The following is a 21,623-nucleotide window of genomic DNA, read 5'->3' on the forward strand; positions in this document are numbered from 1 at the left end:
ACATGAAGAAGCGGTCCGAGAGGTACGAACAGCCCGTCCCCCCGCAGGGGAACACGGACGCGGACGGCGGCGACCCGGCGCCGTCCTCCCTCGACGAGACCTGGGCGAGCCTGCCGCCCGGGATCGGCCCGACGCCCGCCGAGCAGCCGGACCCGTACCCGTACCCGCAGCAACAGGACCCGCGCCGTCAGGACGCACGCGACCAGGACCCGCGTCACCAGGACCCGCACCCTCAGGACCCGCGCGGCCAGGTCCCACGCGGCCAGGTCCCCTATGAGCGCGACCCTTACGAGCGGGACTCGTACGAGCGGTACCAGCGGCCGGAGCGGGACCGGCGGCCTGAACAGGACCAGCAGCGGCCCGAGCAGGACCAGCGGCGGCCGGAGCGGGACCGGCTCCCCGAGGGGTATCAGCGGCCCGAGCCGTACCGGCTGCCGGAGTACCCGGAGCGGCAGGGCCCGTACCAGGAGCGGTACGGGGAGGGGTACCCGGAACAGGCCCCGTACCCGGGCCGGTCCCCGGAGCGGGCGCCGTACCCCGAACCCCCGGGCGTCCCGGGCGTCCCGGGGCGGCGGACCGGGCCGGAGTCCGGGTCCGGGGTGCCCGCCGGAGTCGAGTGGCCCGAGGCGCCCCAGGCCGGTACGGCGGCGCCGGAGACCGGACCCGCTCCCGGACCCGTTCCCGGCCCGGCGGGCGACCGCGACGGCGGTGCCGGACCGGACCGCACGGCCACCACCGTGCCCACCCTGGGCGCGCCGCGGCACAGCGGGCCGAAGCCGCCGCTCTACGCGCCGCACCCCGGGCGGCTGCCGTCCGTGCGGGACGACCTCGACGCGGCGGTGCTGCCGGACATCGTCGTGGACGGCGCCACGTACCCGGGGCTGACCGTACGGGCCGCGTCGGTGCGCGGGGACTCGCACCGTTACGAGAGCGGGCCCCGGCAGGACTCGTTGTGCGTGGCCCGCCTCGGGGGGCCCGGTGAGGAGAACGGGCTGCTGCTGCTCGCCGTCGCCGACGGGGTGGGTTCCGCCGCCCGGTCGCACGTCGGCTCGCAGGACGTGTGCCGCCGGATCGCGCTGTTCCTCGACCCGTACGCCGACGAGGTGATCGCGGCACTGCGCGCCGGTGACCGTCCGGCCCTGGGCGCGCTGGTGAACTCCGCGGTCGGAAGCGCCGCCGAGGGGCTGACCCAGCGGGTGACCCAGCGCGGCGGACGCCCCGCGGAGCACGCCACCACCCTGCGCGGGCTGCTGGTCCCGCTGGACCCGGAGCTGCGCGAGCGGGCGTGGTTCACGGTCGGGGACGGCGGCGCCGCGCTGCTGCGTGACGGGGTGTGGGACACCGATGTGTTCGGCGAGGAACAGGCCGGGTCGGGTGTCATCGACACGGGGACCGCCGCGCTGCCCGGCTCACGGCTCGCCCGGTCGGGCATCCACGGTCCGGCGGCCCCCGGGGACGTGTTCGTGCTGTCCACCGACGGGCTGTCCACCCCGCTCGCCGGGGACGCGGGCATGCGGGACTTCCTCGCCGCCGCCTGGGGGCAGGGCGAGGTGCCCGGCCCGGTGGACTTCCTGTGGCAGTTCCAGTACCGGGTCAAGTCGTACGACGACGACCGCACCGCCGTGTGCCTGTGGGAGGACCCCGCGGGCCGGAGGGACACCGTATGAGCGTGGACGACGGCACGGACGTGCCCCTCGGCTCGCTGGTCCCGGGGGACCGGATCGGGGACGGCGGACAGGGCGAGGTGTTCGCCCTCACCTCATGGCCCGACCTGCTGTACAAGAAGTACCGCGACCCCCGGCAGGTCGACGGGGACGCGCTGGCCGCGCTGGTCGCGGTGCGGCGGGCGCTGCCCGAAGGGCCGCGCGCGGCACTGGACGGGACGGCCGCCTGGCCGCTGTGCCGGGTCGTCGGCCAGGACGGCCGGGTGACCGGGTTCCTGATGCGCCGGGCCCCCGGCCCGATGAGCTGGCGCACGGACGCCGGGGCGACGAAGCTGACCGAGCTGGCGTTCCTGCTGCGACCGCCGAAACCCGCGTGGCAGGCGGTCGTCCAGCCCTCGCCCGCCGAGCGGTACGCCCTGGCGGTCGCCCTGGTCGACGCGCTGGAACGGCTGCACACGATGGGCCTCGTGGTGGGCGACCTGTCGGCGGCCAACATCCTGTGGACGGTACGGCCCGAGCCCGCGGTGTTCCTGCTGGACTGCGACGGGGCGCGGCTCGTCGGGCGCCCGCCGGTGCTCGCCCAGGCCGACACCATCGACTGGGCCGATCCGCTGGCCCGCGGCGGGTCGGTCAGTGTCGACAGCGACCGGTACAAGTCGGCGCTCGCGGTCTGCCGGGTCCTCGCGTGCGACGCGTACGCGGCGCCCGGCGCGCCGTTCGTCCCGGTGCCGGGGTGCCTCGACGAGCGGCGGGAGGCCGCGGTGCGCACGCTGCTGGAACGGGCGGGCGGCCCGTACGGCACCCGGCCGGACCTCGGTCAGTGGCGGGTCGCCCTCGCGGGCCGCGACGTCATCCGGCTCACCGCGGCGGCGCCCGCGCCCCGCCCGCCCGTCGACCGCGCGAAGTTCGACGACCTGCGCCGGCGCCACACCATCAGACTCCGCTAGCCGGGACGCCGTACCCCTCACCGGGCCGTTCCCTTTCTCCCTGTACGGGGATGAGTACCCGTACTCATCCCGGAACGCGCCGCGCGGGACATCGTGGAGTCAGCACCGACCGACCACGACCGACCCGAAGGGCACCGCGATGCCGAACACCTCCCGCTCGACCCGCCTGCGCGCCATCCTCGCCCCCGCCTTCGACAACTGGGCCTCCCGCGCGTACCTCGCGGCGGTCGCCGTCTCGCTGGGTGTCTTCCTGTACGCCGTGTACGTCTCGTCGGACGCGGGCTTCGCCGGGATCTGGCCGATGATGACCACGGCCCCCCTCGGCATCGTCGCCCTGCTGGTCACACCGGCGGCGGACTCGTCCCTGGGCTGGCTGAGCACCCCGCTGTTCACCGCGGGAGCGGCCCTCGCCGGTCTCGCCAACGCCACCCTCCTCGGCCTGTTCGCCCGCAAGTTCTCCCCCCGCCGGGCCCCGGACCCGGCATGACCCGCGCCGTCACCGGCGGCAGGCACCGCTCCCCCGAACGGCCCGCCCACCGCGCAGCCGGGCGGCCCACCTGATCCGCTGAACCCGTGCACACCCTCCCCGACCCGGTCCGCCGCACCGCGGCCTGGTGCGCGGCGATCCTGCTGACTGCGGGCGTCGCCGCCGTCGCCATCTGGCTGTGCGTCGTCTTCAAGACCGTGGTCACCCCGGTGCTCCTGGCCCTGCTGGGCACCGCGCTGCTCCGCCCGCTGTACCGGCGGCTCGTCAAGGCCCGGGTGAACACCTCCCTCGCCGCGGGGCTGACCTGCGTCGCCGTCCTCGCGGTCGTCGGCGGCGCGCTCTACATCGTGGTCGCCGCGCTCATCGACACCGGTGACCAGATCCTGGCATCCCTGCGGCAGGCGGGCGAGTCCCTCACCAAGCACTTCGGCGCCGCGGGCACCTCCGTCGAGGATCTCGCGGCCAACGCGAAGGACCTCCTCGGCAAGTTCGGCGGCACCGCCGCGTCCGGGGTGATCAGCGGGATCAGCGTCGTCGGCACGATGCTCGCGACCGCCGTACTGGCCCTGCTGCTGATCTTCTTCTTCCTCCGTGACTCCGGCCGCGCCCTGCGCGCCCTGCACTCCCTCGCCCCGCGCGGCACCGGCGAGACCCTGGAGGCGATGGCCCGGCGCGCGTTCCGGGCCGTCGAGGGCTTCATGCGCGGTACGACCGTGATCGCGTTCATCGACGCCGTGTGCATCACCGTCGGACTGCTGATCCTCCAGGTGCCGGGCGCGATCGGACTGGGCGCGCTGGTGCTCGTCGGCGCGTACATCCCCTACCTCGGGGCGTTCATCTCCGGCGCGGTGGCCGTGCTCGTCGCCCTCGCGGACCGGGGCTTCGTGATCGCGCTGTGGGCGCTGGGCATCGTCCTCGCCGTGCAGGTGCTGGAAGGACAGATCCTCCAGCCGGTGATCCAGAGCCGCACCGTCCAGATGCACCCGGCGATCGTGCTGCTGGCGATCACGGCGGGGGCGTCCGTCGCGGGAATCCTCGGCATGCTGCTCGCCGTCCCGCTGACGGCCGCCGCGTTCGGCGTGGTGTCGGAGATCCGCGCCCGCTACGCCGCCCCGGACGGGACCGGGTCACCGTCCCCGGGGCCGTCGCCGCCCGGGTCACCGTCACCCTCGTAGAGCTCGAACCAGATGCTCTTGCCCTCGCCCCGGAGGTCGACGCCCCACGCGTCCGCGAGGAGTTCCAGCAGCACCAGCCCGCGGCCCGAGGACGCCATCTCGCCCGGCCGCCGCTTGTGCGGCAGGTCGTCGCTGGAGTCGGTGACCTCCACCCGCAGCACGCGCCGGGTCGGCTCCCCGGTCATGACCGCCGTCATCAGGGCGTCGCCGTCCGTGTGGACGAGGACGTTGGTGACCGTCTCGGAGACCATCAGGACCGCCGAGTCGACCTGCTCCCGGTCGGCCCAGTCGTGCATCAGCTCCCGGATCTGCTGGCGGCCCACCGCGACCCGCTGCGGCTCGGCCTGGGCGACCGTGAGCAGGGTGCGCCGGGCCGGGGTCGCCGGTTCGGGGCGCTCACCGCGGCGCAGCAGCAGGACCGCGATGTCGTCCTCGCGGCGGTCGGCCAGCGGGCCGGTGGTGTGGTGGGAGGGCGGGCCGTGCACCGCCTGGACGAGGGAGTCCGCGAGCTCCTCCAGGCTGTCGCCGGTGTGCTCCTCCAGGGTGGTGCGGATACGGGCCCAGCCGGTGTCCAGGTCGTGGCCGCCGGTCTCGATGAGTCCGTCGGTGCAGATCAGCAGGGTCTCGCCCGGTTCGAGCACGGCCCGGGTGGTCGGGTAGTCGGTGTCCGGGTCGATCCCGAGCGGCAGTCCGCCGGCCGTCGCGCGCACCAGGACCGTGCCGTCCGCCATCCGTATCGCCGGGTCCGGATGGCCCGCCCGGGCGATCTCCAGCTCCCCGGTGGCCGGGTCGACCTCCATATAGAGGCAGGTCGCGAAGCGGGTCTCGGCCGCCTCCCCCGGTCCGCCCGCCTCCCCCGGTGCGCCCGGGTCCCCTCCGCCGTACGGGACGGAGTCGGTGACCCCGGCCAGGAAACGGCTCGCCCGGGACAGCACCGCGTCCGGGCGGTGGCCCTCCGCCGCGTAGGCGCGCAGCGCGATCCGCAGCTGGCCCATCAGTCCGGCGGCCCGCACGTCATGGCCCTGGACGTCACCGATGACCAGGGCGATCCGGCCGGACGGCAGCGGGATCATGTCGTACCAGTCGCCGCCGACCTGGAGCCCGCCGCCGGTGGGGACGTAGCGGGCGGCCACGCTCAGCCCCGGTATCCGCGGGCCGAGCGTGGGCAGCATGGACCGCTGGAGGCCGTCGGTCAGCGCCCGCTCGGTCTCCGCGGTGCCCGCGCGGGACAGGGCCTGCGCCAGCATCCGGGCGACGGTCGTCAGCACGGACCGCTCGTCCGGGGTGAACGTCACCCGGTAGGTGAACGCCGCCATCCACGCGCCGATCGTGCGGCCCGCGACGATCAGCGGGAGGAACGCCCACGACTGGCGTCCGAACGGCTCCGCGAGCGCCCAGGACGCCGGGTAGTGCCGCCGGTAGTCGGCCGGTGCCGACAGATACACCGCGCGGCCCGTGCGGACGACCTCCGCCGCCGGGTACCCGGTGTCCAGCGGCATCGCCGTGAAGGGGCCCTCCGCGCCGGGGGAGTGCCCGTGGTGGCCGATGACGGTGAGATGGTCGCCCTCGACGCCGAAGACGGCGAGGCCGTCCGGGCTGAAGCCCGGCATCGACAGCCGCGCCGCGACCCGCAGCACCTCCGCGGTGGAACGGGCCTCCGCGAGGGCGCGCCCCGCGTCGAGCAGGAACGCCTCCCGGGAGCGGCGCCAGTCACCGGTGACGGGGGAACGGGCGGCGGAGCCAGGGGGCTGCTCGCCGATCTCCTGGAGGGTGCCGAGCATCTCGTACGTGCCGCTGGCGCGGTCGAAGGTCGGCTTGGAGCGGCTGCGGACCGTACGGACCACCCGGCCCCGCTCGTCCATGATCCGCAGCCGGGCCTCGGCCAGGGTGTCCTCCGCGGCGGCGAGGCTCACGATGCCGTCGATCTCGTTCCAGTCGACCGGGTGGAAGCGGGCGCGGACACCGGCCTCCGTGAGCGCGGCGGGTTCCTCCGGGAGGCCGAGGAGGCGGGCGGCCTCGGCGTCGACGGTGACGAGTCCGGCGGCGGTGTCCCAGTGCCAGGTCCCGGTGCGGAGCGCGGTGAGGACGTCCCCCGGCGGGGGCAGGGGGGTGGGGGTTCCCGTGGCATCCGCCCGGGACGGCGGTCGGGGGTCTTCTGTGCGCATTGCCCCACTGTAGGAATATCGGACCGGACATGCGTTCCCAGGTCGTCCCGGCCGGTCTCCCCGAGCGGGTGCCGTCCCCCGCAAGGATTCTCGGGGCGGGGATCTTGGGGCGGGCGGTAACCTTGGTGGGCCCCGACCACCACAGCGTTAAGACTGGATGAACCACGATGCATCGGTACAGGTCCCACACCTGCGGCGAGCTCCGCGCCTCTGACGTCGGCGCCGACGTCCGGCTGAGCGGCTGGCTGCACAATCGTCGAGACCTGGGCGGCATCCTCTTCATCGATCTGCGCGACCACTACGGCATCACCCAGCTCGTCGCCCGCCCCGGCACCGCCGCGGCCGAGGCGCTGGACAAGCTGACCAAGGAGACCGTCGTCCGGATCGACGGCAAGGTCGTCTCCCGGGGCGCCGACAACGTCAACTCCGAGCTGCCGACCGGTGAGATCGAGATCGAGGCGGGAACGGTCGAGGTGCTGGGCGCGGCCCAGCAGATCCCGTTCACGATCAACGCCGAGGACGGGGTCAACGAGGAGCGGCGGCTGGAGTACCGCTTCCTGGACCTGCGCCGCGAGCGCATGCACCGCAACATCATGCTGCGCACCGCCGTGATCTCCGCGATCCGGCACAAGATGGTGGCCCTCGGCTTCAACGAGATGGCGACCCCGATCCTCACCGCGACCTCCCCCGAGGGCGCCCGTGACTTCGTGGTCCCGTCCCGGCTGCACCCGGGCCGCTTCTACGCGCTGCCCCAGGCGCCGCAGCAGTTCAAGCAGCTGCTGATGATCTCCGGCTTCGACCGCTACTTCCAGATCGCCCCGTGCTTCCGGGACGAGGACGCCCGCGCGGACCGTTCGCCGGGCGAGTTCTACCAGCTCGACGTGGAGATGTCCTTCGTCGAGCAGGAGGACGTGTTCCGTCCGATCGAGAAGCTGATGACGGAGCTGTTCGAGGAGTTCGGCGGCGGCCGTCCCGTCACCTCGCCGTTCCCGCGCATCCCGTTCCGCGAGTCGATGGCGAAGTACGGCTCCGACAAGCCCGACCTGCGGGCCAAGCTCGAACTGGTCGACCTCACGGACGTCTTCGCGGACAGCGGCTTCAAGGCGTTCGCGGGCAAGCACGTACGCGCGCTGCCGGTGCCGGACGTGTCGGGGCAGCCCCGCAAGTTCTTCGACCAGCTCGGTGAGTACGCCGTCGAGCAGGGCGCGAAGGGCCTGGCCTGGGTCCGGGTCGCCGAGGACGGTTCGCTGACCGGTCCGATCGCGAAGTTCCTCACCGAGGACGACGTCGCCGAGCTGACCAAGCGCCTGTCGCTGGCCGCCGGGCACGCCGTGTTCTTCGGCGCGGGCGAGTACGACGAGGTCTCGAAGATCATGGGCGCGGTCCGCGTCGAGGCCGCGAAGCGCGCCGGGCACTTCGAGGAGGGCGTGTTCCGGTTCTGCTGGATCGTGGACTTCCCGATGTACGAGAAGGACGAGGAGACCGGGCGGATCGACTTCTCCCACAACCCGTTCTCCATGCCGCAGGGCGGGATGAAGGACCTGGAGGAGAAGGACCCCCTCGACATCCTGGCCTGGCAGTACGACATCGTGTGCAACGGCGTGGAGCTGTCCTCCGGCGCGATCCGCAACCACGAGCCCGAGGTCATGCTGAAGGCGTTCGAGATCGCGGGCTACGACAACGAGACCGTGGAGCAGGAGTTCGCGGGCATGCTCCGCGCGTTCCGCTTCGGCGCCCCGCCGCACGGCGGGATCGCCCCGGGCGTCGACCGGATCGTCATGCTGCTCGCCGACGAGCCCAACATCCGCGAGACCATCGCCTTCCCCCTGAACGGCAACGCCCAGGACCTGATGATGGGCGCGCCGACCGAGCTGGACGAGACGCGGCTGCGCGAGCTGCACGTCACGATCCGCAAGCCCCAGCCGAAGTAGTCCGCCCCCGGCGGGCCCGTGCGCTGACTTCTACTTCTGGCGATGTCAGGTTTTTTTGACATCGCCAGAAGTAGAAGTCAGCGGGGCGAGGAACCGCCGACGACCGGAGGGCCCGTGATCCACCCGGAGTTCCCCGGGGTCGGTCACGGGCCCTCCGGCGTCCCCCGACCTCCCCACTCCCACCGGCCCCCAGAGGTTCACACCCCGTCCCCCGCGACAAGATCCCCACCCGCACTTCATCACATGGTGTGACGATTCCCTGGACGGTACGTCACACTCCGTGCCGCTTCCCTAGGCTCCCGCCCATGGCGAAGCTCGCAACGAATCCGGCCCGGGCGACTCCCAGGCCCTTACCCTGGGAATCACCACCGATCCAGGAGGAGACCATCGTGGGTGTCACCGAGGAGCGTCCGAGCGTCCTGAGCCAGGAGCAGTTCGAGGAACTCGCGCACCTGGGCAACCGCGTGGACGAATCCCTGCGCTTGGAGTTCATCAACGGGAGGATCGGGGAGAAGGCAGTGCCGGATGGTGTGCACGGGCGGATCATCGTCTGGCTGACCCAGTTCTGTGTGCAGGCTCTGCCTGGGATGTGGCTCTTCGGGGAGCAGGGGATCCGCGTCGAGACCTACCGGAAGGGCAACGCGCGCCCCGACGGGCTGCTCGCGCCCATCGACCACTTCGTCGAACAAGGCGAGTGGGCGAGCCCGGAGGGCGTCCTCATGGTCGTGGAGGTCACCTCCACCGACTCGGACACGACGAGTCGGGATCGCGTCGACAAGCCGCGCGCGTACGCCGAGAGCGGTATCCCGGTCTATCTGCTGATCGACCGGGGGACACACGAGGTGAAGGTCCACTCCCTGCCGGACGGCGTGCGCTACGAGTCAATGCTCACCGTTCCCTTCGGCAAGACGGTCCCCCTCCCCGACCCGGTCGGCTTCGATCTGGACACCGAGCCGCTGAAGTCCTGGGTCCACTGACCGCACGTCCGCCACCCGGCCCCGGAGCCGGGTCCCGTTCAGCGGGGGCCCAGGCGGAACACCGTGTCGCACGCGTCGCGTACGTGGTCGTCGTGAGTGGCGACGACGACCGCGCGGCCCTCGTCGGCCAGTTCGCGGAGGATCTTCACGACCGTCGTGGTGTTCTCCTGGTCGAGGGCTCCGGTGGGTTCGTCGGCGAGTACCAGTGACGGCCGTTTGACCATGAGCCGCGCCAGCGCCACACGCTGCTGCTCGCCCCCGCTGAGCCTGGCGACCCGCTCCCCGGCGCGCCCGGCCAGCCCCACCCGCTCCAGTGCCTCGGGGACGGCCGCCCGCGCCGCCGCCCGCGCCCGCCGGCCCGGCCCGGCGACGACCTCCAGATTGGCCGCGACGGTCGCGGTCTCGATCAGGGCGTAGTCCTGGAAGAGATAGCCGAGGACATCGCGGCGGAAGAGCCGGGCCCGGCGCGGCCCGAAGCGGGTGATGTCCTGGCCCTCGTGCCGGACCGTCCCGGACGTGGCCGTGTCGAGCAGTCCGAGACAGTTGAGCAATGTCGACTTGCCGGAGCCGCTCGGGCCGGTGAGGGCGAGCATCCGTCCGCCGTGGACGGTGAGGTCGACGCCCGACCACAGGGTGCGCGCGCCATAGGACTTGGACAGCTTCTCGATACCGATCACGTGCGGCTCCTGGCTCCTGACGGCTTGCGGAGGGGGCGGGGGAGGACCGGGACACGGGACGCCCCGATGCCCTCCCGGACGATGCGCCGGTGGAAGAGGACGAGCGCGCAGAACAGGACACCGAGCGAGGTGACGGCGAGGCCGGCCGTCGTCACCACGTCCGTCCCGGTGATCTCCGCGAGCGGACGCGGGGGCGGGATGCCCCTGGCCGTGTATCCGCTGAGCTCCTGGTTCTCCCAGGCGATCCGCGCCGGGAGCCACCCGGCGAGAAGCAGCAGGACGGCCGCCTCCACCGCCAGCAGGGTCCGGTGGGTCGCCGGGAACGGCCATCCGACGAGGTGCCGGACGAGGACCGTCCGCGCGTGGGACCTGGTGTGCACCGCGCACACCCCCACGGCGGTGATGAGCAGCACGGCCGTCCCCGCCAGCAGTTCGAACAGCTGGAGCCGGAACGTCCGGGCCGCCTCGGCCGTCGCGACGGCCGCCTTCTGCTTCACCGGGAGGAGCGCCGCGATGTACGTACGCATCGACTCGTCCTCCCGCAAGATGTCGTGGATGTCCGCCGGGTCGGGAAAGAACAGCTGGTTGCGGGTGGCGAAGGCGTAGTAGTTGACCTCGGTGAGATGGCCGGACGCGGCCGGGACGACGAGGACGACCGGATCGCGTACGAAGGAGCGGTCCTCGCCGCTCCCGTCCCGGGCCCGGTCCCCGGGGGTGTAGGTGAAGACCCGCTGCCCGTCGCGCAGGAGACGGGTCTCGATGTCGCTCCGGGGGACGCGTCCGGGGTCGGCGGGCCGCAGGATCGAGGGCGTCCGCTCCAGCAGCCGGGGCAGCGACCCGCCCAGTGCCTCGGGGACGAGCAGCCTGACCTTGCCGCCGCCCGACTCGCCGGACTTCCCGTCCGTCGCGTCCTTGTGGGTGTCCGGCTGGTGGCGGTGGCCGTCCGGGGCGTGGAGGGGCTGTTCGGCCAGGAACGCCTCGTTCACGACGAGCAGTTCACCCGGCACATCCGCGCCGGCCAGATTCCCCAGCGGGAGCCGTCCGGCCATGACGACCTTCCCCTCCCGGTCGGCCTGGTGAAGCCTGCGGCCCATCGCCCGTTCCATCCCGGGCAGGTCGTCGAAGGACACGCTCCCGGTGATCCGGACACCGGTCGCGTCCCCCGTCCGCGCGTACGCCTTCCACACCTCGCGGCGCTCCAGGAGATCCCCTCCCGCGGTGACGACCGACCCGACGAGCCCGACGACGAGCAGCAGCGCGGGAATACGCACCGCGTAGGCGGTCAGGGTGACGGCCCGGACGGGCACCTCCCCCTTGAGCGACCCCGGCAGAGCGGTCCGGAAGACCAGCGCGAGCGCGGCGGCGTGGGCCGCGAGCACGGTCAGGCCCAGTACCGCCGCGATGCCCACGGCGACCGCCGCGTAGAGACCCGTCCGGGCCCAGCCGTTGAGGAACCCGAGCGCCACCGCCACCAGTACGGTCAGCAGGCCCGCGGAGATCAGCCAGGATCGGCGCAGTTGCCGCAGGTCACGGAGGAACGCCCCGGTCAGGGACAGCCCGTGGAGCCGGAGGACTCCGTAGCTCCGCGCGCTCAGCAGCACGCCCGCGCCGGTGAGCGTGACCAGGGCGAGGGCCGTGGTCAGGAAGACATCGGTGAGCGGGCCGTCCGTGTACACGGACCACAGCTCGGACGGTGCCAGGGGGTGGGCGACGGTCACCGACAGTCCGAGGGCGCCGAACTCCGCGACTGCCGCCGCCTCGGAACCGGGTCCGATGAGGTAGTAGACACCCCGGGGATCACGGTTGCCGAGGGCGGTCATCGGGTGGACCTCGGTGTCGACCCGCTGCCCGAAGTCCGGGTAGCCGTCCCGCTGCCAGGACGCGGCGGCCGAGTCCCGGTCCCCCACCGCGAGGTACAGATGGCGGCGCCCTTCCGAGTCCTCCAGGTCGGGCAGCGACCGCGCGATCACCGTGTCGTGCCGGTCCGCGAACTCCGTCAGCGCCCGGACCACGCCCGCCCCGCTCGTGGAGCCGTCCGCCCGGTCGACGGACAGCATGGCCCGGTGGCCCAGCACCGTCCGCTCGTCGAGTTCGGAGACGACGAGAAAGGCCAGCACCGCCGCGACGGCCAGCACGGCGGCATGCACGAACTTGATTCCTCGGTGAACCATCTGACCCGTCTGTTCCCTCGTCGAAGTGGCGAATCGGGGCACAGAGGCCGGTGGAGGGCTGCCGCTCCCCACCGGCCGGAAGGATTCAGTGCCGCGGCCGGACCCGCACCGGCCAGCGGGTCAGCACTTGCGCCAGTACGCCTCGTCGACAGAGGTGAACGCCCTGGGGACGTCGGTCCACGCCCAGTTCCCGGCCGAGGTGTCGGGGCTGCGCTCCGTCCAGGCGCCGATGGAGGTCGCGCCGTGGCACGCGGTGGAGTGGTAGTAGTCCGAGTAGACGAGGGAGCCGGTCTTCCCGTGGTGCCACTCACCGCCCCCCGGGTAGGTGACGGCGGCGAGCGCGGGTGTCGCGCCGGCGATGATCGCGGCGACCGCGACCACGCCGAGCCTGGCGAACTTCTTGGTCATGGTGATCCCTCCCAGAACCCCGATGTCTTCGGAGCCCGCTCACCATAGGAACGGCCGACGACCGCCCGACACCCGCTAACGGGTCAGCCTCCGGGACGCCCACCTTCGGATGGTTTCGCCCCCTCTCCGCACCCGTTCGTACGCGGGGAGTGACGGCGGGGCTGGTACGGATCGGGGCGCGCGCCGCGCCGGTCCGGCCCTCTGAACACGGCAGCGGGAAGTTCGCATGAGAGACGAGACCGCACGGTACGCACCACACGCCGTCACCGGATACCCGCACTCAAGTTGGCGCGTTCACCACTGGCTCGACCCTTCACGAATGCGAAGAGGGGGCGATCGAGAGCCGCTCGAACCGGCCCGGGAATCCCGGCTCCCGAACGGAACCCCCTGCTTGGCGGGGGTCGGACACCCCCCGCCCTCCGACTCACACCCCCCACAAGCACGCCACCCGCACCCGCCCGTGCAAGGCGGGATCACGCCACCCAGCCCCTGACTCCGGGTGACCGCGCGGGGAAGGGACACGGCCAGGTGCGGGAATCCCCGGGCGCGGGCCGGGTCGGTCCCCTCAGACACACGGGAAGGGGCCCGGACCGCCAGGTCCGGGCCCCTTCCCACGCTCCTGTGGGCGGCTACGATCCGAACCGCACGCGGAACCCTTCCAGGTCCTCGTCCGTGATCTTCGCGAAGAGCACCGGCGGCACCGTGAACGGCACCCCGGCGGACACGGCGGTCAGCGCCGCCGCCTCCTGCGGCGAGACCCACGCGGCCGTGTCGTCCGCCAGCGTGAACGCGCTCCGCATCGCCCGCGCCGTCGCGGGGATGAACGGCTCGGACACCACCGAGTACAGATGGATCAGGTTCATCGCGGTCCGCAGCGTCAGCGCCGCCGCGTCCTTGTCCGTCTTGATCTCCAGCCAGGGGGACTTCTCCTCCAGGTAGGAGTTGCCCGCCGACCACAGCGCGCGCAGCGCCGCCGCGGCCTTGCGGAACTGGAGGGCCTCCATCTGCTCCTCGTACTCCGCGAGGAGCCGCGCGGTCTCCGCGCCGAGCCGCGTCTCGGCCTCGCCGGGCTCGCCGCCCGCCGGGACCTCGTCCCCGAACCGCTTCTTCGAGAACGACAGCACCCGGTTGACGAAGTTGCCGAGGGTGTCCGCGAGGTCCTTGTTGACCGTGGCGGCGAAGTGCTCCCAGGTGAACGACGAGTCGTCGGACTCGGGGGCGTTGGCGATCAGGAAGTAGCGCCAGTAGTCGGCGGGCAGCACATCGAGCGCCGCGTCCGTGAAGACGCCCCGCTTCTGCGACGTGGAGAACTTGCCGCCGTAGTACGTCAGCCAGTTGAACGCCTTGACGTAGTCGACCTTCTTCCACGGCTCCCGCACACCCAGCTCCGTCGCCGGGAACATCACGGTGTGGAAGGGGACGTTGTCCTTGGCCATGAACTCCGTGTACCGGACCGTGCCGTCGGCCTCGTACCACCACGACTTCCAGTCGCGGACCTCACCGGCGGGCGCGGCGTCGGCCCACTCCTTCGTCGCGGCGATGTACTCGACCGGCGCGTCGAACCAGACGTAGAAGACCTTGCCGTCGGCCGCCAGCTCCGGCCAGGTGTCGGCCGGGACGGGCACGCCCCAGTCCAGGTCACGGGTGATCGCACGGTCGTGCAGGCCCTCGGTCAGCCACTTGCGGGCGATGGACGACGCGAGCTGCGGCCACTCGCCGCCGACCTGGTCGATCCACGCCTCGACCTCGGGCTGGAGCTTCGACTGAAGCAGGAACAGATGCTTGGTCTCGCGGACCTCCAGGTCCGTGGAGCCGCTGATCGCCGAACGCGGGTTGATCAGGTCCGTGGGGTCCAGGACCCGGGTGCAGTTCTCGCACTGGTCGCCGCGCGCCTTGTCGTACCCGCAGTGCGGACACGTGCCCTCGACGTACCGGTCCGGCAGGAAACGCCCGTCGGCCGGCGAGTACACCTGGCGGATCGCCCGCTCCTCGATGAACCCGTTCTCGTTCAGCTTGCGGGCGAAGTGCTGGGTGATCTCGGCGTTCTGCGCCGAGGAGCTGCGGCCGAAGTAGTCGAAGGCCAGCTCGAAGCCGTCGTACACCGCCTTCTGCGCGTCGTGCGCCTGCGCGCAGAACTCGGCCACCGGCAGCCCGCGCTCCTTGGCGGCCAGCTCGGCCGGGGTGCCGTGCTCGTCGGTCGCGCAGATGTACAGGACGTCATGGCCGCGCTGGCGCAGGTACCGCGCGTAGACATCAGCCGGGAGCATGGACCCCACCATGTTGCCCAGGTGCTTGATCCCGTTGATGTACGGAAGGGCGCTGGTGATGAGGTGTCGAGCCATCGCGGGCTGCTCCCAGGTCGCTGCGGGTGGTGCGGATCGCGCCTGTGTGGTGCTGCCGGGCGCGGAATCCACAAATCGTATCCGACAGGCGGGGGCGCCCCGCCCGGCAATTTCCGGCGGGACGCCCCCGTAGGACCTGTGCGAACGCGGTGGTCAGCCGATGGCCGGCCCTGGGTCAGCTCTGGTCGGCGGCTCCGTCGCGCGCCGCCGCCCACCCGGGGAACGCGGCGAGGAGACCTTCGTACAGATCCTTGTCGGTCAGCTCACGCGGGACCGGGCCCGCGTGGAAGAACGCGGCGTTGCCCGCCTTCAGCTTGCGGAGGTAGTCGAAGCCCTTCGCCTCGTGCTCACCGAACGCGACGAACTGGAAGAACAGCGGCAGCCGCGCCGCCTCGGCGAGGGCCTGGGTGGCCGTGCCCTTGACGTCCGGCGGACCGTCGGTCTGGAACACGACCAGCGCGGGCTCCGTGGCACCCGACTTCTCGTGGTGCGCGACGACCGCCTCGACGGCCGCGTGGTAGCTGGTGCGGCCCATCCGCCCGGCCGCCGCGTGCAGCTCGTCGACCTTTCCCTCGTACGAGTCGAGGCCGAGTTCACCGGTCGCGTCGATCTCGGTGGAGAAGAACACCAGGGGGACGGTCGCCTCCTCGTCCACGTGTGCGGCGAGCGCGAGCACCTGCTCGCCCAAGCTCTGCGCGGAGCCGTCCTTGTAGTACCCGCGCATCGACCCGGACCGGTCCAGCACGAGGTAGACCCGCAGCCTGGCACCGGCCAGCCCGTGCTTGCGGAGCGCGGCACCCGCGGCCTTGTACCCGGCGACCAGGCCGGGAGCGCGGGACCGGACCCGGGCGAGGCTGTACGCGGGCTTCGCGTCCGCGTCCGTGTCCACGTCCGTCTCGGAACCTGCGTCCGTTTCGATGTCCGCGTCCGCGTCCGCTTCGGCTTCGGTGTCCGTTGCCGCGTCCGCTTCGGTGCGCGCGTCCGTGGTGACGGGGGCGGGGACCACGGCCGCCGGGATCGCCTCGGGCTCGGGCTCGGCCTCGGCGGGTACGGCCGCCGACTCTTCGGCGGCGGGTTCGGCCGCGACGGCGACGGGCTCGGGGTCGGGCTCCACCGCTACAGCGACCGGCTCCGGCTCAACGGCGACCGGCTCGGGCTCGGGCTCGGCTTCGACCGGTACGGCGACCGGCTCGGGAACCGTGACGGCCTCCGCTTCGGCCACGACGGCCACCGGCTCGGGGTCCGCCGTAACGGCTTCCGGCTCCGGTACCGGCACGGCGACCGTCTCAGGGGACACCGCGACCGTCCCGGGGTCGGGCTGCGGCTCCGCGACAACGGCGACCGGCTCATCCCCGACGGTGACCGGCTCGATGACCACGACCGGCTCGGGCTCCGGCTCGGTCACCTCGGCCTCGACGGCGACCGGCTCGGCGGCCACGACCGGCTCGGGCTCCGTCACGGCTTCCGGCTCGGCGGCCACCGGCTCGACAGCGGCGACAACCTCCGGCTCGGACACGGCGACCGGCTCGGGCACAGCCACCGGCTCCGGCTCAGCCACGGCCACCGGATCGGGGGTCACCTCGGCCACCGGCTCCGGGGACTTCTCGGCAACCGGGGCCGGGGTGTCCGGGGTGTCCGGGGTGTCCGGGGTGTCCACGGCCGGGGCCGGGGCGTCGGGAACGGCGGCCGAGGTATCGGCGCCCGTACCCGGCGATGTGGCCGACGCCGGGAAATCCGTACCCGTCGACTGCGCCGGCAGGTCCACCCCCGTCGGCGGCACCCGTACCGGCTCCGCCGGACGCGGCACCGTGACGTTGTCGAACGCGGCGGAGACCAACTCGTCGGCGACGGACGACTGCGCGGGGACCTTCACCGCCGGGGCGTCGCCGGTACCGGCCGCCGGAGCGGTAGCCGTGTCCCCGGCCTCGGCGGTCCCGCCGGACGCGTCCCCCTCGGACCGCTCGGATCCGGCCGCCTCCGTGGCGCCCTCGCTCCCGCCGGACCCGGAGGTCCCGGTGGACGCCGCCGCGGGCACCGGATCGGGCCCCGTGGCCTGCGCGGGGACGGGCGCGGACTCCTGCTCAGCGGCCTGTGCCGGCGCGGATGCGGCGTCCGGCTCGGCACCCTGCGCAGGCACCTCGGCCTTCCGCGACCGCCCGAACACATCCCGCAGTCGACTAAGAATGCCCATGTGCGCAACCCTTCAGATGAGTTGTTCCGCCGATCCCTGGCCAGGACGGCCACGTAAGGTTAGCCAAACGCCCGGATGATCACCGGCCGACCCACCCCCGGGGCCCGGCGGCAGCCCCTGCCCTGCGCGCCGGATTCACCCCGCGTTCACGTTTCGTCCCTTTTCCCGCGATCGGGCCCGCCTAGTTTCACGGCGAAAGCACATACACCGGACGCACACCAAGGGGAGCGAGAAGTGCGCGAACTTCTGCCGATGATCGCCACGCACGCGGGCGGTCGCTCCGCCCTGACCTGTAGATACCGCTGCGGCGACGCCTGCTTCGGCGAGGTCCCGAACACCAGCGGCAACGAGTACGCGGGCGATGTGATCGCCGGAGCCCTGAGCCGTCGCGCGGTGATGCGCACGGCGGCCGTGGTGACGGTCGCCGCCGCCGCGGGCGGGACGGTCCTCGGCACGGGCGCGTCCGAGGCGCGGGCGGCCACCGTCCCGCAAGGCGCCGCCGCCGGACGCCACAAGCCGCGCGGCAAGGCGGCGCGCGGGCTGCGCTTCACGCCCGTCGCGCCGAACCGCGCCGACCAGGTCACCGTCCCCGAGGGCTACGGGCAGAACGTGGTGATCCGCTGGGGCGACCCGATCCTGCGCGGCGCGCCCGCGTTCGACCCGGACCGGCAGTCGGCGCAGGCCCAGGCAGGTCAGTTCGGTTACAACAACGACTTCCTGAGCCTGCTGCCGCTGCCCCGCGAACGCGGCCGTCAGGTGCTCGTGGCCAACCACGAGTACACCGACGAGATGCTGATGTTCCGTGGCTACGACCCGGCGAACCCGACCCGGGAACAGGTCGAGATCGCGTGGGCGGCGCACGGCCTTTCGGTCGTCGTGGTCGAGGAGCAGCGCCGGACGGGCAAACTCACGGCGGTGCCCCGGCACCAGCTGAACCGGCGGCTCACCCTCAGCAGCGAGTTCCGGCTGACCGGCCCGGTGGCGGGTGACCGCCTGGTGCGGACGAAGGCGGACCCGCGCGGGGTGAGCGTCCTCGGCACGCTCAACAACTGCGCGGGCGGCGAGACCCCGTGGGGGACGACGCTGCACGGCGAGGAGAACTTCAACCAGTACTTCGCGCACGCCGACCGCGTCACGGACCCGGTCGCGGCGGCCCGGCTGAAGCGGTACGGGATCTCGGGCGGTGCGTCGGAACGCAAGTGGGAACGGTTCGACGACCGGTTCGACCTGGTGAAGGAGCCGAACGAGGCCAATCGTTTCGGCTGGGTCGTGGAGCTGGACCCGTACGACCCCCAGTCGACGCCCCGCAAGCGGACGGCGCTCGGCCGGTTCAAGCACGAGGCCGCGGCGCCCCGGCTCACCCGGGACGGCCGTCCGGTCGTGTACATGGGGGACGACGAGCGGTTCGACTACTTCTACAAGTTCGTCTCGTCGAAGCGGCACATGCGCGGTAACAGCCGCATCGCGCACGCGCACAACATGACGCTGCTGGACGAGGGCACGCTGTACGTCGCGAAGCTGACGGGTGACTCGCCCGTCCGGCAGATCGACGGTTCGGGCACGCTGCCCGCCGACGGCGAGTTCGACGGCGGCGGTACCTGGATCCCGCTGGCGACGGCGAAGTCGCACGGCCGCGCGGTGTCGCACGTACCGGGGATGACCGCGCAGGAGGTGTACGTCTTCACCCGGCAGGCCGCGGATCTGGTGGGCGCCACGAAGATGGACCGCCCGGAGGACGTGGAGCCGTCGCCGCACAGCGGCAAGGTGTACGTGGCCCTCACCAACAACTCCGACCGCGGCAAGCCGGGGAAGGCGGGCGCGGACGAGGCGAACCCGCGCAGCCTCAACAAGCACGGCCAGGTGCTGGAGCTGACCGAGTTCTGGGACCGTCCGGACTCCACCCGCTTCGCGTGGAGCCTGTTCCTGGTCGCGGGCGACCCGGACGACCCGTCGACGTACTTCGCCGGGTTCCCCAAGGAGCGGGTGTCCCCGATCTCCTGCCCGGACAATGTCGCCTTCGACCCGCACGGCAATCTGTGGATCTCCACGGACGGCAACGCGCTCGGCACCCACGACGGGCTGTTCGGGGTCGCCACCCGCGGCGAACGCCGCGGCGAGCTGAAGCAGTTCCTCACCGTGCCGACGGGCGCGGAGACCTGCGGCCCGGTGATCCAGGACCGCCGGGTGCTGGTGGCCGTGCAGCACCCCGGGGAGGTGGACGGGGCGAGCGTGGAGAAGCCCGCGAGCACCTGGCCGGACGGTCCGGGCAGGCTGGTCCGTCCGTCGGTGGTCGCCGTGTGGCGCGCGGACGGCGGGGACATCGGGGTGTAGCCCACCTCCAGCAGACGGGACGGGCTCACGGCGTGTCGGCGGCCGAGGCGAGCGGGCTACGGGGGCGTCCGATACCGGGACGGTCCCGGCCCGCGAGCCACTCCCGGTACGCGGGTGCCTCCCGGGCCACCTCCCAGTAGGCGTCGGACAGATCGTCGTACACGGCCTCCAGCTCCGCCTCCGTCCGCGCCGCGAGGAACAGCCGTACGCCGATGGGGTCCCCGACCAGCGGTCGCACGGCGGTGTCGGGGCGCGGGCGGGTCGTCGGCTGGGAGACGGTGACCACCTCGCCGTCGGCGACGAGCGTGTACGCGGTGAGGTAGTCGCCGTGCAGCACCCGGGGGCTGAGCCCGGCGGCCCGCAGCACCCGGGACAGCGCGTCCCACTCCCCGTCGACGGTCGAGTCGACCATCCAGCGGTCGTCGGCGAGTTCGGTGAGGGCCACGGTGCGCCGGGCGGCGGCCGGGTGGTCGGCGGCGAGCGCCACGAACTGCGGTTCGCGTTCGACGAGGACCCGGGTGCGCAGCTCGGCGGGGAACCGCAGCGGGCTGCCCTCGACCTCGTGGACGAACGCCACGTCGAGCTGTCCTTCCGCGACCATCCGCAGCAGCGCGTTCGGGGACACGTCCATCTGGAGGGTGGGTTCGGTGCGGGGGTAGCGCAGCCGGAGCCTGCGGAGCCAGCCGGGCAGGGCGCGGCTGGCGGTGGAGCCGATGAGGAGCTGGGTGCCGTCGGCGGTGCGTCCGGCGGCGGCCCTGGTGTCGGTGACCAGGGCCCGCATCTCGGCGACCAGCGGGCGGGCCCGGCCGAGCAGCGCGCGGCCGAGCGGGGTGGGGCGGCAGCCCGTCCGCTCCCGGGTGAAGAGCGCTCCGCCGACCGCCTGTTCTATCCGGCGGAGCTGGGTGCTGAGGGTGGGCTGGGCCACGCCCAGGGCACGGGCGGCCTTGTGCAGACTGCCCGTGTCGGCGATGGCGCACAGCGCGCGGAGGTGCCTCACTTCGAGGTCCATGACAGTTGAGCGTAGAACCGCTCAGGTCGTCACACCAGACGTCCCCACCCGGCCACCCCGCCCCGGCACCCCCTCGTACCCCGCTGAACTGCGGCTTTCCGGGGCGGAGGTGACGTCAGGTGGCGCGGGGGCGGGGACGGTGGGGACGGCGGGTGGCGCGGGGGCGGGAGCCGGTGGGGACGGCGGTGGCGATGTGGCGCGGTCGGCGGGGGCGGCGGATGGCGCTCTGAACGCCGCCGGTGGGCGGACAGGCGGACGAGGGGGTCCGGACGGCGATAGCCCGGCGCTATCCCCGATTGCCATCATCCCGGCCGCGTCGAACTCCCCGACACTCACTGGAAGTTCGACCCCACCCTCCGAAGCAACGAAGCACACGAGGAGCCCCCCACATGAAGCCCCCCACAAGCTTCCTGTCCCCCGCGCTGGGTCTCGCCCTGGCCGCGGTCACCCTCGGTATGACCGCCGCCCCCGCGGCGGCCGGGGAGATCAGCACCCCCGAAGCGGCCGTCGCCGTGTCGTCGACGGAGTCGATAGCCCGCTACGAGGGCTCCGGCGAGGACAAGAAGGCGACCCGGGCCTTCTACGAGGCCGTACTGAAGTCGGTGGCCGAGAAGCGCGCGGCCAACCCGGGTGCGGCGGCCGTCACCGTCGTCTACAACGCGTCCCGCGCGCCCTCGTTCCGCCAGCAGATCGCGAGCAGCACGTCGATCTGGAACAGCTCGGTGTCCAACGTCCGCCTCCAGGAAGGGGCCAGCGCCGACTTCTCGTACTACGAGGGCAACGACGCCCGTGGTTCGTACGCGTCGACCAACGGTCACGGCCGGGGCTACATCTTCCTGGACTACCGGCAGAACCAGCAGTACGACTCGACCCGGGTCACCACCCACGAGACGGGCCATGTCCTCGGACTGCCGGACAACTACCGGGGCCCGTGCAGCGAGCTGATGTCCGGCGGCGGCCCCGGCACGTCGTGCCGCAACGCCTACCCGAACGCCAACGAGCGGGCCCGGGTGAACCAGCTCTGGGTCAACGGCTTCGCCAAGGCCCTGGAGAAGGCCGGCGCGACCCTCCCGAAGGCCGGCTGAACCCCGGCCGACCGACCCCGGACCGGCCCTGGCCGACCGTTCCGGACACCCCCCACAGGTGCG

General features: G+C 72.8%; 15 protein-coding genes. 8 read left to right on the forward strand and 7 right to left on the reverse strand.

The annotated features are described in order from the left end of the window. The first annotated feature begins 2 nt into the window (after positions 1–2). The 4 genes from OG711_RS19485 (at position 3) to OG711_RS19500 (ending at position 4,273) form a co-directional block, all read left to right on the forward strand. The gene (locus tag OG711_RS19485; protein ID WP_329559916.1) at positions 3–1,667 is read left to right on the forward strand and encodes a protein phosphatase 2C domain-containing protein; all 1,665 of its coding nucleotides are present in this window, start codon (positions 3–5) and stop codon (positions 1,665–1,667) included. Further along, a complete protein-coding gene (locus OG711_RS19490; RefSeq protein WP_073782870.1) occupies positions 1,664–2,611 on the forward strand; it encodes a hypothetical protein in 948 nt (315 codons plus the stop codon). The genes OG711_RS19485 and OG711_RS19490 overlap by 4 nt, the downstream gene beginning before the upstream one ends. A gap of 139 nt (positions 2,612–2,750) precedes the next feature. Continuing rightward, positions 2,751–3,098, forward strand: coding sequence for an SCO4225 family membrane protein (locus OG711_RS19495; protein ID WP_329559917.1), 348 nt, complete (start codon positions 2,751–2,753; stop codon positions 3,096–3,098). Between the two features lie 86 nt (positions 3,099–3,184). Then, the gene (locus OG711_RS19500) at positions 3,185–4,273 is read left to right on the forward strand and encodes an AI-2E family transporter (protein ID WP_329559918.1); all 1,089 of its coding nucleotides are present in this window, start codon (positions 3,185–3,187) and stop codon (positions 4,271–4,273) included. Here OG711_RS19500 and OG711_RS19505 read toward each other — a convergent pair. Next, entirely contained in the window at positions 4,201–6,438 is a 2,238-nt protein-coding gene (locus tag OG711_RS19505) for an ATP-binding SpoIIE family protein phosphatase (protein ID WP_329559919.1), read from the reverse strand. The genes OG711_RS19500 and OG711_RS19505 overlap by 73 nt on opposite strands. 167 nt (positions 6,439–6,605) lie before the next feature. Here OG711_RS19505 and aspS point away from each other — a divergent pair, with 167 nt between their 5' ends. Then, positions 6,606–8,369 carry an aspartate--tRNA ligase gene (aspS, locus tag OG711_RS19510; RefSeq protein WP_073782862.1) on the forward strand — a complete coding sequence of 588 codons (1,764 nt, stop codon included), beginning with the start codon at positions 6,606–6,608 and terminating at the stop codon, positions 8,367–8,369. A gap of 389 nt (positions 8,370–8,758) precedes the next feature. Then, positions 8,759–9,346: a Uma2 family endonuclease gene (locus OG711_RS19515; protein ID WP_329563916.1), complete on the forward strand. Its 588-nt coding sequence runs from the start codon at positions 8,759–8,761 to the stop codon at positions 9,344–9,346. Positions 9,347–9,384: 38 nt separating this feature from the next. Here the strand turns inward: OG711_RS19515 and OG711_RS19520 are convergent, their stop codons facing one another. From OG711_RS19520 to OG711_RS19540, 5 genes are all read right to left on the reverse strand, one after another. Then, positions 9,385–10,023, reverse strand: a complete 639-nt coding sequence (locus tag OG711_RS19520; RefSeq protein WP_073782858.1) for an ABC transporter ATP-binding protein — start codon at positions 10,021–10,023, stop codon at positions 9,385–9,387. Then, positions 10,020–12,194 carry a hypothetical protein gene (locus OG711_RS19525; RefSeq protein ID WP_266509808.1) on the reverse strand — a complete coding sequence of 725 codons (2,175 nt, stop codon included), beginning with the start codon at positions 12,192–12,194 and terminating at the stop codon, positions 10,020–10,022. The genes OG711_RS19520 and OG711_RS19525 overlap by 4 nt, the downstream gene beginning before the upstream one ends. A 120-nt stretch (positions 12,195–12,314) precedes the next feature. Further along, positions 12,315–12,602, reverse strand: coding sequence for a lactococcin 972 family bacteriocin (locus OG711_RS19530; RefSeq protein ID WP_073782854.1), 288 nt, complete (start codon positions 12,600–12,602; stop codon positions 12,315–12,317). A 629-nt stretch (positions 12,603–13,231) separates the two neighbouring features. Further along, positions 13,232–14,944: a methionine--tRNA ligase gene (gene metG, locus OG711_RS19535; RefSeq protein WP_329559920.1), complete on the reverse strand. Its 1,713-nt coding sequence runs from the start codon at positions 14,942–14,944 to the stop codon at positions 13,232–13,234. A gap of 175 nt (positions 14,945–15,119) precedes the next feature. After that, on the reverse strand, positions 15,120–17,081 hold the full coding sequence (locus OG711_RS19540) for a VWA domain-containing protein (RefSeq protein WP_329559921.1): 1,962 nt from the start codon (positions 17,079–17,081) through the stop codon (positions 15,120–15,122). Between the two features lie 288 nt (positions 17,082–17,369). On the opposite strand from OG711_RS19540, the gene OG711_RS19545 reads away from it, so the two are divergent. After that, on the forward strand, positions 17,370–19,466 hold the full coding sequence (locus tag OG711_RS19545) for a PhoX family protein (RefSeq protein WP_329559922.1): 2,097 nt from the start codon (positions 17,370–17,372) through the stop codon (positions 19,464–19,466). 25 nt (positions 19,467–19,491) lie between these two features. On the opposite strand, the gene OG711_RS19550 is transcribed toward OG711_RS19545, so the two are convergent. Beyond that, the gene (locus OG711_RS19550; RefSeq protein WP_329559923.1) at positions 19,492–20,475 is read right to left on the reverse strand and encodes a LysR family transcriptional regulator; all 984 of its coding nucleotides are present in this window, start codon (positions 20,473–20,475) and stop codon (positions 19,492–19,494) included. 389 nt (positions 20,476–20,864) lie between these two features. Here OG711_RS19550 and snpA point away from each other — a divergent pair, with 389 nt between their 5' ends. After that, positions 20,865–21,560, forward strand: a complete 696-nt coding sequence (snpA, locus tag OG711_RS19555; protein WP_073782844.1) for a snapalysin — start codon at positions 20,865–20,867, stop codon at positions 21,558–21,560. Positions 21,561–21,623: the final 63 nt, after the last annotated feature.

The organism is Streptomyces uncialis (assembly GCF_036250755.1).
Classification (GTDB): Bacteria; Actinomycetota; Actinomycetes; order Streptomycetales; family Streptomycetaceae; genus Streptomyces; species Streptomyces uncialis.

Coding starts and splice junctions, on each gene's coding strand:
- OG711_RS19485 (WP_329559916.1), top strand. CDS start 3: ATGAAGAAGCGGTCCGAGAGGTACGAACAGCCCGTCCCCCCGCAGGGG.
- OG711_RS19490 (WP_073782870.1), top strand. CDS start 1,664: ATGAGCGTGGACGACGGCACGGACGTGCCCCTCGGCTCGCTGGTCCCG.
- OG711_RS19495 (WP_329559917.1), top strand. CDS start 2,751: ATGCCGAACACCTCCCGCTCGACCCGCCTGCGCGCCATCCTCGCCCCC.
- OG711_RS19505 (WP_329559919.1), bottom strand. CDS start 6,438: ATGCGCACAGAAGACCCCCGACCGCCGTCCCGGGCGGATGCCACGGGA.
- aspS (WP_073782862.1), top strand. CDS start 6,606: ATGCATCGGTACAGGTCCCACACCTGCGGCGAGCTCCGCGCCTCTGAC.
- OG711_RS19525 (WP_266509808.1), bottom strand. CDS start 12,194: ATGGTTCACCGAGGAATCAAGTTCGTGCATGCCGCCGTGCTGGCCGTC.
- OG711_RS19530 (WP_073782854.1), bottom strand. CDS start 12,602: ATGACCAAGAAGTTCGCCAGGCTCGGCGTGGTCGCGGTCGCCGCGATC.
- metG (WP_329559920.1), bottom strand. CDS start 14,944: ATGGCTCGACACCTCATCACCAGCGCCCTTCCGTACATCAACGGGATC.
- OG711_RS19550 (WP_329559923.1), bottom strand. CDS start 20,475: ATGGACCTCGAAGTGAGGCACCTCCGCGCGCTGTGCGCCATCGCCGAC.
- snpA (WP_073782844.1), top strand. CDS start 20,865: ATGAAGCCCCCCACAAGCTTCCTGTCCCCCGCGCTGGGTCTCGCCCTG.